Annotated in this window: 13 protein-coding genes; 6 read left to right on the top strand and 7 right to left on the bottom strand. The window is 72.0% G+C overall.

From position 1 onward, the window contains the following. Positions 1–5: 5 nt before the first annotated feature. Positions 6–596 carry a 5-formyltetrahydrofolate cyclo-ligase gene (locus EZ242_RS10380; RefSeq protein WP_205960631.1) on the top strand — a complete coding sequence of 197 codons (591 nt, stop codon included), beginning with the start codon at positions 6–8 and terminating at the stop codon, positions 594–596. Here EZ242_RS10380 and EZ242_RS10375 read toward each other — a convergent pair. The 6 genes from EZ242_RS10375 to ruvA all read right to left on the bottom strand — a co-directional run bounded on the left by EZ242_RS10375 (position 586) and on the right by ruvA (position 7,068). Next, positions 586–1,311, bottom strand: coding sequence for an ABC transporter ATP-binding protein (locus EZ242_RS10375; RefSeq protein ID WP_240787047.1), 726 nt, complete (start codon positions 1,309–1,311; stop codon positions 586–588). The genes EZ242_RS10380 and EZ242_RS10375 overlap by 11 nt on opposite strands. Next, complete coding sequence (locus EZ242_RS10370; RefSeq protein WP_135285095.1) at positions 1,308–2,534, bottom strand: ABC transporter permease; 1,227 nt, start codon at positions 2,532–2,534, stop codon at positions 1,308–1,310. The genes EZ242_RS10375 and EZ242_RS10370 overlap by 4 nt, the downstream gene beginning before the upstream one ends. Before the next feature lie 10 nt (positions 2,535–2,544). Further along, on the bottom strand, positions 2,545–3,819 hold the full coding sequence (locus EZ242_RS10365) for an efflux RND transporter periplasmic adaptor subunit (RefSeq protein ID WP_135285094.1): 1,275 nt from the start codon (positions 3,817–3,819) through the stop codon (positions 2,545–2,547). A 12-nt stretch (positions 3,820–3,831) separates the two neighbouring features. Continuing rightward, positions 3,832–4,896 (bottom strand): Holliday junction branch migration DNA helicase RuvB, encoded by a 1,065-nt coding sequence (ruvB, locus tag EZ242_RS10360; protein WP_135285093.1) that lies wholly within the window; start codon positions 4,894–4,896, stop codon positions 3,832–3,834. Between the two features lies 1 nt (position 4,897). Further along, on the bottom strand, positions 4,898–6,409 hold the full coding sequence (locus tag EZ242_RS10355; protein ID WP_135285092.1) for a trypsin-like serine peptidase: 1,512 nt from the start codon (positions 6,407–6,409) through the stop codon (positions 4,898–4,900). An 83-nt stretch (positions 6,410–6,492) separates the two neighbouring features. Then, complete coding sequence (ruvA, locus tag EZ242_RS10350) at positions 6,493–7,068, bottom strand: Holliday junction branch migration protein RuvA (protein WP_135285091.1); 576 nt, start codon at positions 7,066–7,068, stop codon at positions 6,493–6,495. 26 nt (positions 7,069–7,094) lie between these two features. On the opposite strand from ruvA, the gene EZ242_RS10345 reads away from it, so the two are divergent. Together EZ242_RS10345 and ybeY are read left to right on the top strand one after the other, a co-directional pair. Then, positions 7,095–8,045, top strand: coding sequence for a PhoH family protein (locus EZ242_RS10345; protein WP_135285090.1), 951 nt, complete (start codon positions 7,095–7,097; stop codon positions 8,043–8,045). Further along, positions 8,042–8,491 carry an rRNA maturation RNase YbeY gene (ybeY, locus tag EZ242_RS10340; protein ID WP_135285089.1) on the top strand — a complete coding sequence of 150 codons (450 nt, stop codon included), beginning with the start codon at positions 8,042–8,044 and terminating at the stop codon, positions 8,489–8,491. Before EZ242_RS10345 ends, ybeY begins: the two co-directional genes overlap by 4 nt. Positions 8,492–8,493: 2 nt before the next feature. Here ybeY and EZ242_RS10335 read toward each other — a convergent pair whose 3' ends face one another. Further along, entirely contained in the window at positions 8,494–9,165 is a 672-nt protein-coding gene (locus tag EZ242_RS10335; protein WP_240787046.1) for a FadR/GntR family transcriptional regulator, read from the bottom strand. A 163-nt stretch (positions 9,166–9,328) separates the two neighbouring features. Here EZ242_RS10335 and EZ242_RS10330 point away from each other — a divergent pair, with 163 nt between their 5' ends. From EZ242_RS10330 to EZ242_RS10320, 3 genes are read left to right on the top strand one after another with little or no spacing between them, the layout of a single operon-like run. Next, positions 9,329–10,297, top strand: coding sequence for a Bug family tripartite tricarboxylate transporter substrate binding protein (locus tag EZ242_RS10330; protein WP_135285088.1), 969 nt, complete (start codon positions 9,329–9,331; stop codon positions 10,295–10,297). A gap of 6 nt (positions 10,298–10,303) precedes the next feature. Beyond that, positions 10,304–10,762 (top strand): (2Fe-2S)-binding protein, encoded by a 459-nt coding sequence (locus tag EZ242_RS10325; RefSeq protein WP_135285087.1) that lies wholly within the window; start codon positions 10,304–10,306, stop codon positions 10,760–10,762. After that, a complete protein-coding gene (locus tag EZ242_RS10320; protein ID WP_135285086.1) occupies positions 10,759–12,903 on the top strand; it encodes a xanthine dehydrogenase family protein molybdopterin-binding subunit in 2,145 nt (714 codons plus the stop codon). Before EZ242_RS10325 ends, EZ242_RS10320 begins: the two co-directional genes overlap by 4 nt. The last annotated feature ends 5 nt before the right edge of the window (positions 12,904–12,908 follow it).

Raw genomic sequence — 12,908 nt, 5'->3', positions numbered from 1 at the left:
GGATTATGGGCATGTCGGATGAAAAAATGGCCTTGCGACAGCGGCTGTTGCAGGCCCGCCTGGACCTCCCCGACCGCCTCGTGCGGGCCGACCTCCTGCAGCGTGTCATGCGCTTCTGGCTGGTCGGACGGCCCGACACGGTGATCGGGGCCTACTGGCCGATCAAGGGCGAGTTCGATCCCCTGCCGGCGCTGCATCGCTGGAAGGAAGACGGCGAGCTGCTGGACGAACCGCAACGCCGGCGCATCGGGCTGCCGGTGGTGGACAAGGTTCACAAGACGCTGAAGTTCCATGCCTGGTTCCCGGGTTGTCCGATGGAGGAGGATGCCTACGGCATTCCCAAGCCGCGCGACACGGAGGTGATCGTTCCCACCCTGCTGTTCGTGCCCTGCGTCGGCTATGGGCCCGGAGGCTACCGCCTGGGCTACGGCGGCGGCTTCTACGACCGCACCCTCGCCGCGCTGGAGCCGCGACCTTTCACGGTGGGGCTGGGTTTTACCAACGCCTTCGTGCCGGATTTCGAGCCCGAGCCGCACGACGTGCCGCTGGACGCCATCCTGAACGACAACGGGGTGGTCTGGCCGGTCAAGGCCTAGCGCCTCCCGGGGCCACCGCCTCGTCGCGCGCGATGCGCCCGTCCACCAGCTCGATCAGCCGGTCGCAGCGCGCCGCCAGGCGCATGTCGTGGCTGACCACGAGGAAGGCCGTGCCGCGCTCGGCGTGGATGCGCCGAAGCAGCGCAAAGACCTCGTCGGAGCTGGCCGTGTCCAGGTTGCCGGTCGGTTCGTCGGCCAGCACCAGCGCGGGTTGCAGCACGAGCGCACGGGCGATGGCCACGCGCTGCTGCATGCCGCCCGAGAGCTGGCCGGGCCGCTTGCCCATGGCCGCGGCCAGGCCCACGGCCGCGAGCAGTTCGCGGGCCCGCTCGCGCACCGCAGCGCTGACGCGCCCCTCGGCCGCGAGCGCCGGCAGCGTGACGTTCTCCAGCGCGTCGAAGGCGGGCAGCAAATGGTGGAACTGGAAAACGAAGCCCAGCGCGCGCCGCCGCTGCAGGGTGAGTTCGTCGTCGTTCATCCGGCCGACCTCCTCGCCCTGCAGGCGATAGCTGCCGGAGGTCATGCGCTCCAGCAGGCCCAGGATGTTCAGCAGCGTGCTCTTGCCGGAACCGGACGGTCCCACCAGCGCCGCGAACTCACCGCGACGAAGCTGCAGCGACACGCCGTGCAGCACCTCGGTCTCGCTGGGCAATCCGATGTTGTAGCGCTTTGCCGCCTGCGACAGCTGCACCAGCGACACGGCGTCGTCGTTCACAGGCGGATCGCCTGGGCCGGGTCCATGCGGGCCGCACGGCGGGCCGGAACGATGGCCGCGAGAACGCCGCAGGCCAGCGCGATGAGCGCGACTTCCAGCGCCGTCGCCGGCTGCAGCTGGATGGCGAAGAGCGGCCCACCGTCGGCGCCGCGCACGAAGCGGCCGAAGGCCCAGATCATGGCCACGGCCAGGCCGAGGCCGACGACCGAGCCGGCCGCCCCGACCACCGCGCCCTGGACCAGGAAGAGGCGCAGCACCTGCGTGCGGGTGGCCCCCATGGCCCGCAGGATGCCGACCTCGCGCCGCTTCTGAACGACCGAGACCACCAGCACGCTGGCGATGCCCAGCACCACCACGACGAGCACCACGGCCCGGATCAGGAGCGTGCTGATGGACTGCGCATTGAGCGCCGAGACCAGCTGCGCATTGCTTTCCTGCCAGCTCTCGATGCGCAGCGGATAGCGCAGGCGCAGGTCGCGCGCGAGTTCGTCGGCCGACCACACGTCGTGCAGCGCGAGGTCCAGCCCCGTCGCGCCACCCGGCAGGCCGAGCAGGCTCTGCGCCGCGCGCAGCGGCACGATCACGGTGCGGCGGTTGAGGTCGCGCACGCCCAGGTCCACCAGGGCGGTGACCCGCAGGGATTCGGTGGTGCCACCGGTCTGCACGGCCAAGCGGTCGCCCACGCGCACGCCCAGGTCCTCGGCCAGCTCGGTGCCGATGATGGCCTCGCCCGGCGCCAGGCTCGCGCGACCGGCCACGACCTTGCTGCGCAAGCCGACGATGCGGTCGTAGCGGTCCAGCTCCACGCCGCTGATCGCCACCGCCTGGCTGGCCTCGCTGCGCAACGCAAGGCCGCTGCCGGCCACCAGCGGCGAGACGGCCTTGACCGCCGGGTCCGCCTCCAGCACCGGCAGCAGCGCCTGCCAGTTGGGAACGGAGCGCAGGCGCTGCGCACGCGGCTGCACCTGCGGCAGGGCGAGCACGCCGTCGGCGGCGGGCGCGGGCGTGGCGACCACCTCACGGGCGGCCCGGATCGTCAGGTGCGCCTGCGCGCCCAGCGTCTTGGAGAGGGTGTTCCCCTGCAGCCCGGTGACCAGGGCGGCGATGTACGCCACCACCGCCACGCCCGCGGCCACCCCGACCACGATCAGCACGGTCTGCATCCGCCCTTCGCGCAGGAAGCGCAGGGCCACCTTCAACTCGAACCCGATGCCCGCCGCCATGGCCTGGTCCTCAGCGCCCGAAGGCTTCGCTCACGGGATTGCCCGCACTCGCCTGTCCGCCATCGGGCACGTGACCCGGCGTCCACGGCGTGGGCCGAGGCTGCACGCGCGCGCCGGGCCCGGGCGGGTCGGCCCCCATCAGCACCTGGTCGCCGGACGCCAGCCCCGCCTGCACCTCGACGGCGTCCAGCGTGCGAAGGCCCAGGCGCACGGCGCGCTCGGCCACGCGTCCGTCGTCCACCAGCAGCACGGACGCCTCGCCGCGCAGGGCCGCCAGCGGTATCGCGAGGGCCTGCTCGCGCCGGCCGGTCTCCACCTGCACGGAGACGGTCATGTCCTCGCGCAGGAACCCGGGCGCGGACTCGGGCAGCGACAGCCGGACTTCGACCGCACCGCGCTGCGGATCGATGGCCGGCGCGATGCGCGCGACACGCGCTTCGAACGGCCGGTCAGGGAACGCGTCGGCCGCGACGATGGCCGGTTGCCCGGGCTCGAGCTGCTCCAGGAAGCGCTCGTCCACCGCGGCCACCAGCTCGCGCGGGCTGCGCAGCGCGAGCCGCAGCAGGGCCCGGCCCGGTTGCACGATCTGCCCGGGCTCGACCAGGCGCGCCAGCACGCGGGCCTCGGCAGGGGCCTGCACCCGGCTCTGCGCAAGCCGTGCCTGCGCGGCCTCGGTCGCGGCGCGGGCCGCCGCGAGCTGCGCCGAGGCCTGCTCGACGTCGGTACCCCGATCCGCCGTCGCCCGGGCCTGCGCCAGCGCCGCCTCACGCTGGGCGGCGGCCACCTCCAGGGCCCGCCGCGCGTCGTCCAGGCGGGCGGCCGACACGAAGCCCTGGGCGACCAGCTGCTCGTTGCGCGCCAGTTCGGCGCGTGCGTTGCGCCACTGCGCCTCGGCCTGGGCCACCGCCGCACCGGCGGCCTGCCGGCCGGTGCTGCGCAGGCCGGCCAGGCGCGCCTGGGCCTGCCGCTCGGCCGCCTGGGCCTGCTGCAGGGCGGCGCGAAGCTCCTGGTCCTCCAGTTCGACCAGCACGTCGCCGGCGTCCACCGTATCGCCCTCGCGCACCCGCACCCGCACGACCCGCCCCGTGACGGTCGCGCCGACTTCCACCCGGGAGTCGGTGGCCACGCGCGCGGAAAAACGCAGGGTGCGCACGAGGGGCGCCGCCTCGATGCGCACCACCGGCACCTCGGGCGGCCTCCAGGCGCGCCAGGCCGCCGCGCCGGCGGCCAGCGCCAGCAGCAGCGCCGCCACGGTCCACAGGATGGCTCGGCGCGACGCGGCCATGGCGGCGCCCGCTCAGGCGTTGTCGCCGAACAGGCCACCCGCCGCGGCCGGCGGGCTCACGCCCAGGTGGCGCCAGGCGGCCAGGGTGGCGACCCGCCCGCGCGGCGTGCGCTGCAGGTAGCCCTGCTGGATCAGGTAGGGCTCGATCACGTCCTCGATCGTGCCGGGTTCCTCGCCGATGCTGGCGGCGATGTTGTCCAGGCCCACCGGGCCGCCGTCGAAGCGGTGCACCACCGCCTCGAGCAGCTTGCGGTCCATGAGGTCGAAGCCCTGCGGGTCCACGTCCAGCATGGCCAGGGCCTTCTGCGCGATGTCCGGCGTGATGCGCCCGCTGCCCTTGACCTCGGCGTAGTCGCGCACCCGGCGCAGCAGGCGGTTGGCGATGCGCGGCGTGCCGCGCGAGCGGCGGGCGATCTCGGCGCCGCCGCCCTCGTCCATGGGCACGCCCAGCAGGCCCGCGCTGCGCCCGACGATGCGGGCGAGCTCCTCGGGCGTGTAGAACTCCAGGCGCGCGACGATGCCGAAGCGGTCGCGCAGCGGGTTGGTGAGCATGCCCGCCCGCGTGGTGGCCCCCACCAGGGTGAAGGGCTGCAGGTCCAGCTTGATGGAGCGGGCCGCGGGGCCCTCGCCGATCATGATGTCGATCTGGTAGTCCTCCAGCGCGGGGTAGAGGATCTCCTCCACCACCGGCGAGAGGCGATGGATCTCGTCGATGAAGAGAACGTCGTTGCGCTCCAGGTTGGTCAGCAGCGCGGCGAGGTCCTTGGGTTTTTCCAGGACCGGCCCGGAGGTCTGGCGCAGGTTCACGCCCAGCTCGTGGGCGATGATGTGCGACAGCGTGGTCTTGCCCAGCCCGGGCGGGCCGAACAGCAGCACGTGGTCCAGCGCATCGCCGCGCTTGGCGGCCGCGCCGATGAAGATCTCCAGCTGCTCGCGCGTGCGCGCCTGCCCGACGTACTCCTGCAGCAGCTTGGGCCGCAGGGCGCGTTCGATGGCTTCCTCGGCCGGCGAGGCCGGCGCGGCGGAGACCATGCGACGCGCGGGTGCGGGTGCGAAGTCGTCGGTCTGGATGCTCATGTCAACGTGCGCCCGGCACGTCCCCAAGGTACTGGTGCAGGGCGCTGCGATAGGGGATGTCGAAGCGGCCATAGTAATCCGGCTCATCCGGACGCAGGCAACTGGCCAGGCCGGCGTACAGGTGCGCCGTCACGTAGGCATTGCTGCCCAGCGGCGTGAAGATGGCCGATCCGCTGCTGCCGCGCTGCGTGGTGCCGCGGCTCCAGCGCACCGAGGCGAAGTTGTCGCCGGCCTGGCCGCAACCCACGCTGCCGCTGCTGTTCTCCGTGCAGTTGGCGTAGCCGAGGATGGAGCCCAGGCTGAACTTGAGGAGGTCGCCCACCGGGTGGTGCAGGCCGATCACCGAGGTGCCCGCCGCCGGCGCCGCCAGCAGCGAGCCCGCGAAGAGCACCCCCGCCGGCGGGTTGCGCTCCAGGCGCAGGAAGGCGGTGTCCGTGGCCGCCGCTTCGTACAGCAGCGTGGCGCCGCCGCCCAGGCGCACGGACTGCGGCCCGAGCACGCCGCTGTTGCAAGTGCTGGAGCGGTAGAACCAGTAGGTGACCACCGTGGCCGCCGAGCTCTGGTCCGAGATGCAGTGGCGCGCGCTCAGGAACCAGGGCGTGCCGCTGGCGGCGACGTCGGCCATCAGCGTGCCCGTGCAGAGGAAGGCACTGCCCTCGCTCACGAACTCCACCCGCGCGACCGCGCGGCTTTCGTCGAGGTAGCTCGCTTCGCAGCTCGCGTCGATGTTGCAGGTGCTCGATTCGCCGATCTTCAGGAAGCTGTCCTCGCCGCGCGTGAGGTCCACCCACAGGTGCGACAGGCGCGGCACCGCCACCTTCACCTGGGCGGGGTCGGCGCCGGGCGGTAGGGCGATCTCCAGCACCACGTCCTGTCCGCCCACCGAGGGGAACCAGTAGGTGCGTGCATCGGCGTCGGTGTCGGGGTTGCGGGCCAGCAGGGCGTGGATCTGCTCCCCCGTGGCCTCGGACAGGTCCTGCCCGGCGGGACTCATCACGCGGACCACGGCCTGCGGCGGCAAGCGGTCCACGAGCAGCCCCAGGCGCACGGAGGCGGCGCCCTCGGAACGGAAACTGGTGGCCGCGGCCAGCTCGCCCTTGGGCGTGCGCTGCCAGCGCAGCAGGCGCGCGGTCGCGGCGGCGTCGGCGGCGGCAGCCACGGGGCGGGCCTGGCCCACCTGGCGGGCAGTCGCGGCCGAAGCGTTCGCGTTGTGCGACTTGGCGGCGGCGGCGCTGCCGGCGTCCAGGGGCGGCAGCGTGACGGCGCTGGGGCTCACCTGCGGTCCACTGGCAGTCCTGGAAGCATCCGCCTTGAAACTCAGGAGCTGGACGCTCTCATAAGGCTCGATGCGGGGCGGATTGCCGGCCGTGCCACCGCCGCTCGTCCCCGTACCGCCGCTTCCGTTGGTCGGGGTGGGTTCGCCGCCGCCACCGCCGCCGCCGCAAGCGACCAGCAGGGCCGCCAGCAGGACCGGCACCATGCCGGCGCGGCCGGCCCCAAGAAGGCTCTTCATCGTCATTCTCTCTGCGCTCTTCAATTCTGATGGCGCATTGTGGCGTGCAAGGCGCGGCCATGGGCCGACGCAGCTCCTTCGCACTACCGGGCGAGGGCCTTCAGCGCGGTCTTGATACCTTCGCTCACACTCAGGCCCGGCGGCAAGGCCTTGAGCGCGGCGCCGGCTTCCTTGTCGCTGTAGCCCAGGGCCAGCAGGGCCTGCAGGATGTCCGCCTGTTCAGCGCTGCCCGAACCGGCGGGGCTGGGCCCCAGATCGGCGCCGATCTTGCCCTTGAGCTCCAGCAGCAGGCGCTCGGCGGTCTTCTTGCCGATGCCTGGCACCTTGGTCAGCCGGCCCGTGTCCTGGGCCGTGACCGCCTGGGCGATGTCCGCGACGCTCATCCCCGAAAGGACCGAGAGGGCCGTGCGCGGTCCGACGCCGGAAATACGAATGAGTTGCCGGAAGGCCTCGCGCTCGCCGGGGCTGCCGAAACCATAGAGCACCTGCGCATCCTCGCGCACCACGAAGTGGGTCAGCAGCGACACCTTCTCGCCCAGTCCGGGCAGGTTGTAGAAGGTGCTCATGGGGACATCCACTTCATAGCCGACGCCCTGGCAGTCCAGCAGGATCTGCGGCGGGTTCTTGTCGGCCAGGGTTCCGGTCAATCTGCCTATCATGCTCGTCCTCTTGCGGGATTATCAGCTTGATCCTCCGACACACCTTCTCTCCCCCGAACAACACCCGCCTGGCCAATCTCTGCGGGCCCGCCGACGAACACCTGCGCAGCATCGAGGCCGGCCTGCAGGTCGCCATCGCGCACCGCCACGAGCAGTTCAAGGTCGAAGGCCCCAAGCCCAAGGCGCAGCGCGCGCTGGAGGTGCTGCAGGCGCTCTACGAGATCGCCGCGCGCCCGATCGCGCCCGAGATCGTGCAGCTGACCATGGCCGGCGAACAGAGCCTGGCCGAGGACGAAAACGGCGCCCTGGTGCTGCAGACGCGGCGCAGCGACCTGAAGGCCCGCACGCCCAACCAGGGCGTGTACCTGGACAACATCGCGCGGCACGACATCACCTTCGGCATCGGACCGGCCGGCACCGGCAAGACCTACCTGGCCGTGGCCTGCGCGGTGGACGCGCTGGAGCGCAGCAGCGTGCAGCGCATCGTGCTGACCCGCCCGGCGGTGGAAGCCGGCGAGAAACTGGGCTTCCTGCCCGGCGACCTCTCGCAGAAGGTGGACCCGTACCTGCGGCCGCTCTACGACGCGCTCTACGACCTCATGGGCTTCGACCGCGTCACCAAGGCCTTCGAGCGCAGTGCGCTGGAGATCGCTCCGCTCGCCTTCATGCGCGGGCGAACGCTCAACAACGCCTTCGTCATCCTGGACGAGGCGCAGAACACCACCCCCGAGCAGATGAAGATGTTCCTCACGCGCATCGGCTTCGGCAGCAAGGCGGTGGTGACGGGCGACATCAGCCAGATCGACCTGCCGCGCGGCCAGCTCTCGGGCCTGGTGGAGGCCGAGCACATCCTCAAGCGGGTCAAGGGCATCGCCCACACCCGCTTCACCAGCGCCGACGTGGTGCGGCACCCGCTGGTTGCACGCATCGTCGATGCCTACGACGCGGCGCGCCGCAAGGGCGCCGCCGCGGCATGAGCGTTGCGCTGTCGCTGTCCCTCCAGTTCGCCGCCTTCGACGGCGTGGACCGGCACCGCCAGGTGCTGCGGCGCGCGCGCGTGGCGCGCTGGATCTCGCACGCGCTGCAAGGCCCGGGCGAGCTGACCGTGCGGGTGGTGGGCGAGACCGAGGGCCAGGCCCTGAACCGGCAGTTCCGCGGCCGCGACTACGCCACCAACGTGCTCACCTTCGACTACGCGCGTGAACCCGTCGTGGCCTGCGACCTGGTGCTGTGCGGCCCGGTGGTCGAACGCGAGGCGCGCGAGCAGCGCAAGGCGCTGGAGGCGCACTACGCCCACCTGCTGGTGCACGGCACGCTGCACGCGCAGGGCTGGGACCACGAACGCAGCGAACGCGAGGCCTTCGAGATGGAGGCGCTGGAGGTCCTGCTGCTGGGATCGCTGGGTTATCCGGACCCGTACTAGCACTAGTAATTGAGCATATTGCGCCGCACCCGCACCAGGTGCTCGGTGGCCACGCTGCGGGCCAGGTCGAGGTCCCGGGCCTGCAGGGCGCGCACCAGCTGGCGGTGCTCGCCCTGGTAGTGCGCGCGGCGTTCGGGCGTGACGCTGCGGCGCTTGAGCGCGCCCCACTCCGTCTGCGAGCGCACCTGGTTCATGAGGCGAAAGACGCTGGCCACGAAGCTGTTGTGCGCCGCCTGGGCGATCACCTCGTGCAGCCTGCCGTCCCAGTGCTCGAACTCCTCCAGCGTGCCGGCCGCCTCGGCGCGCGCGCAGCATTCCTCCATCTGCCGGAAGTCGGCCGGGGTGGCGTTGCCCACCACCATCTCCAGGATGGCCGGCTCCAGGGCGAGCCGCGCTTCCATCAGTTCGGCCGGACTGGTGTGGCGCAGCGGGTCGTCGCTGGCCATGCTCGCCAGCAGGCCGGGCGCCTGCTCGGTCACGTAGGTGCCGCTGCCCACGGTCTGGCTGATCAGGCCCATGTCACGCAGCTCCTGCAGCACCTTGCGCACCGAACCGCGGCTGAGGCCGAACTGCTCGCTCAGCGCGCGCTCGGTCGGCAGGCGGTCGGCGCTGCGCCACTGGCCGCCGTGCATGCCGGTCAGGAGGAAATCACGCAGGGTGGTGGCGGCGTTCACGCAGACGAGCTCCAGAAATATTGACCAAATCGTACCAATCACGCCAGTTCGCACGGGCTCGTACATACCCTGATCCGTTGCCATCGACCTGCGGAGTAGCATGAGGCGATTGGTTCACCGTAAGCCCAAAAAGAACCAATCCACCCATGCAGGAGACAAGTTCATGAAGCTCGCCAGACATCCGCTCAAGCTGGTCCTCGCGGCCGCCTTTTCGGTCACCGCCGCCGGCGCATTCGCGCAGGCCGACTACCCCAGCCGCTCGGTCAAGATCGTCGTGCCCTTTGCCGCCGGCGGCCCGGCCGACAACTACGCGCGCTTCATCGGCCAGCGCCTGTCGAGCGAGCTCAAGCAGCCCTTCGTGGTCGAGAACAAGCCTGGCGCCGGCGCGGTGATCGGCACCGAGGCGGTGGCCAAGTCGCCGGCGGACGGCTACACGCTGCTCATGATGTCCAACACCCACACGGTGAACGAGACGCTGCTGCCGAACAAGCCCTTCAAGCTGATGGACGACTTCGTCGGCATCGCGCCGGTGAACTACTCGGACCTGATGCTGGTCGTGCATCCCTCCGTCAAGGCCAAGACGCTCCCTGAGCTGATCGCGCTGGCCAAGGCGCAGCCCGGCAAGCTGAACTATGCGTCGTCCGGCACCGGCACGCCCTACCACATGGCCGGCGAGCTGTTCAAGCACATGGCCGGCGTCAACCTCACGCACGTGCCCTACAAGGGCAGCTCCGGCGCGCGCACCGACGTCGTGGGCGGCCAGGTGGACATGATGTTCGACGCGGTCACGACCATGGCGCCCATGGCCAAGGAGGGCAAGGTGCGCGGCCTCGCCACCACGGGCCTGACCCGCTCCAGCCCCGATATGCCCACCGTGGCCGAGACGGTGCCGAAGTACGAAGCCACCATCTGGCTGGGCCTGATGGCGCCCAAGGGCACGCCGCCCGAGGTGGTGAACAAGCTCAATGCCGCGGTGCGCCGCATCGTGGCCGACCCGGAGGTGAAGTCCGCCTGGGCCAAGCAGGGCGCGGTGCCCATGTCCATGAGCGTGCCGGAATTCACCAAGCACCTGAACGAGGACATCGCCAAGTGGGCGGAGATCGTCAAGGTCTCCGGCGCGAAGCCGGAGTGACACGCCTTGGCGGGGACGATCGCATTCACGGTGAATGGCGAGGCCTGTGCGGTCGCGGGCGACCCGGATGACGCGCTGCTGGGGACGCTGCGCGACACGCTGGGCCTGAAGTCCACCCGCCTGGGCTGCGGCCTGGGCCAGTGCGGCGCCTGCACCGTGCTGCTGGACGACCGCGCCGTCACTGCTTGTGACACGCCGCTTTCGGCGGTGGAGGGCAAGCAGGTCACCACGCTCGAAGGCCTCGGCAGCCGCGACGCGCCCCATCCGCTGCAGACTGCGTTCATCGACGAGCAGGCGCTGCAATGCGGCTGGTGCACCAGCGGCATGCTGATGCGGGCGGCCGAGCTGCTGCGCCGCGAGCCGCATCCCGACGAAGCGGCCGTCCGGCAGGCGCTGGAGCGCAACCTGTGTCGCTGCGGTGTGCACAACCGCATCGTCCGCGCCGTGCTGAAGGCCAGCGCATGACCGCGACGGCCGTGCCCGAGGCGCTGCGCCAGCACCCCCTGGTCGGCCAGTGGCTGCGCATGGGACCGGATGGCCGCGTGCAGGCCAGCTCCGGCAAGGTGGACCTGGGCCAGGGCATCTCGCACGCACTGCGGCTGATCGTGGCCGAGGAGCTGGCGCTGGAGCCGGACCGGATCGAGATGGTCCGGCCCACCACGGCGACGAGCCCCGACGAGGCGGTCACCTCGGGCAGCCTGTCGGTGCAGCACTCGGGCGCCGCCTTGCGCCTGGCGGCCGCGCACCTGCGCGAAGCCTGCCGCCGGCATGCGGCCCTGCGCGCGGGCGTGGACGACAAGGACGTGCACCTGTCGGCCGGCGCATTCGTCGCCGGGCCGCATCGGCTCGCCTACGCGGAGCTCGTGGACGAGGCCCTGCTGCAGGAGCCGGTCGATGCCGCGCAGGCCGGCGGGCCGAGCACCAGGCCGTCGCGCTGGAGCGACCGACCGCGCCCGGACGTGGCACAGAAAGTGTTCGGCGAGTTCCGTTTCCTGCACGACCTGGAGCTGCCCGGCATGCTGCGCGGGCGGATCTTCCGGCCCGCCACCCTGCAGGCGCGCATGGACGAGGACGCCTGGGCGACGCTGCAGCCACAGCTCGCGGCGATCCCCGGCGTGCTGCAGGTGGTGCGGGACGGCCTGCTGGTGGGCGTGCTTGCCGCGCGCACCAACGCGCTCGACCGCTGCTCGGCGCGTGTCGCGAAAGCGCCGCCCTGGCACGAGCATGCCGAGGTGCCGCAAGCGCGCGAGCTCGAACACTGGCTGAAGTCGCAGCCCCTGGACAGCGTGACGCTGCTGGAGCGCGAGCCGGTCGAGCCCGGTGCCGACGCGCCGGGCGCACGCGTCTTCAGGACGGCGATCACACGCGGCTGGCTGCAGCACGCCTCCATCGGCCTGTGCTGCGCCATCGCCCGGTGGGAGGGCGAGGCGCTGCAGGTGTGGACGCATTCGCAGGGCATCTTCAACCTGCGCCGCGACCTGGCGCTGGCCTTCGGCATGGCGCCCGACGCCATCACGGTCTGCCACGCCGAGGCGGCGGGCTGCTACGGGCACAACGGCGCCGACGACGTGGCCTTCGACGCCGCCTGGCTGGCCCGCCACGCCGAGGGCCGGCCGGTGCGCCTGGAGTGGACCCGCGAGCAGGAGATGAGCCGCGCGCCGATGGGACCGGCAATGACGGTGGAGGTCGAGGCGGTGGTCGGCGCGGACGGTCGGCTGGCGGCCTGGACGCAATCGGTCTGGAGCCAGGGCCATGGCACCCGCCCCGGCCGCGGCGCCACGCCCGCGCTGCTCGGCGCCTGGCAGACGGCGCAGCCCTTCCCGGTCACGATGGCGGTCAATGCCGCTCCGGCCGCGGGCGGCGGCGCCGATCGCAACGCGGCGCCGCCGTATGCCGTGCCGCGCGCACGGGTCCTGAGCCACCGCGTGCTGTCGATGCCGCTGCGCGTGTCGGCCCTGCGCTCGCTGGGCGCGCACGTGAACGTGGCCGCGGCCGAAGCGTTGCTGGAGGACATCGCCGCCGCCCTCGGCCGCGACCCGCTGCAATACCGGCTGGACCACCTGGAGGACGAGCGTGCGCGAGCCGTGCTGCGCGAACTCGCGCGCCTGTGCGGCTGGGGCCTGCCGCAGCCGGAGGCGGACCGGGAAGGCTTCGGCCGCGGCATCGGTTTCGCCCGCTACAAGAACAGCGGCGCCTGGTGCGCCGTGGCCGCCGACCTGGTGGTCGAGGAGCGCGTGAAGCTTCGCAAGCTGTGGATCGCAGCCGACCTGGGCCGCCTCGTCCACCCCGACGGTGTGCGCAACCAGCTCGAAGGCGGCGCGCTGCAGGCCGCGAGCTGGACGCTGTGCGAAGCCGCGCAGGTCTCGGCCGAGGGCATCCGCTCGGCCGACTGGGAGTCCTACCCGATCCTGGGCTTCGGCGAGGCGCCGCCGGTCGAGGTGTCGCTGCTGGACCGGCCCGAGATGCCCTCGCTGGGAGCCGGCGAGTGCAGTTGCGGCCCGGCGGCCGCGGCCATCGGCAACGCCATCCACGACGCCCTGGGCCTGCGGCTGCGCCGCATGCCCTATACGGCCGACGCGCTGCTGGAGGCGGCGCAGGCGGCATGATTGTT

Origin of the sequence: Ramlibacter rhizophilus, assembly GCF_004681965.1 — a bacterium.
Lineage (GTDB): Bacteria > Pseudomonadota > Gammaproteobacteria > Burkholderiales > Burkholderiaceae_C > Ramlibacter > Ramlibacter rhizophilus.
The sequence above is the reverse complement of the archived record's forward strand: the minus strand, read 5'-3'. Positions and strand labels throughout refer to the sequence as shown.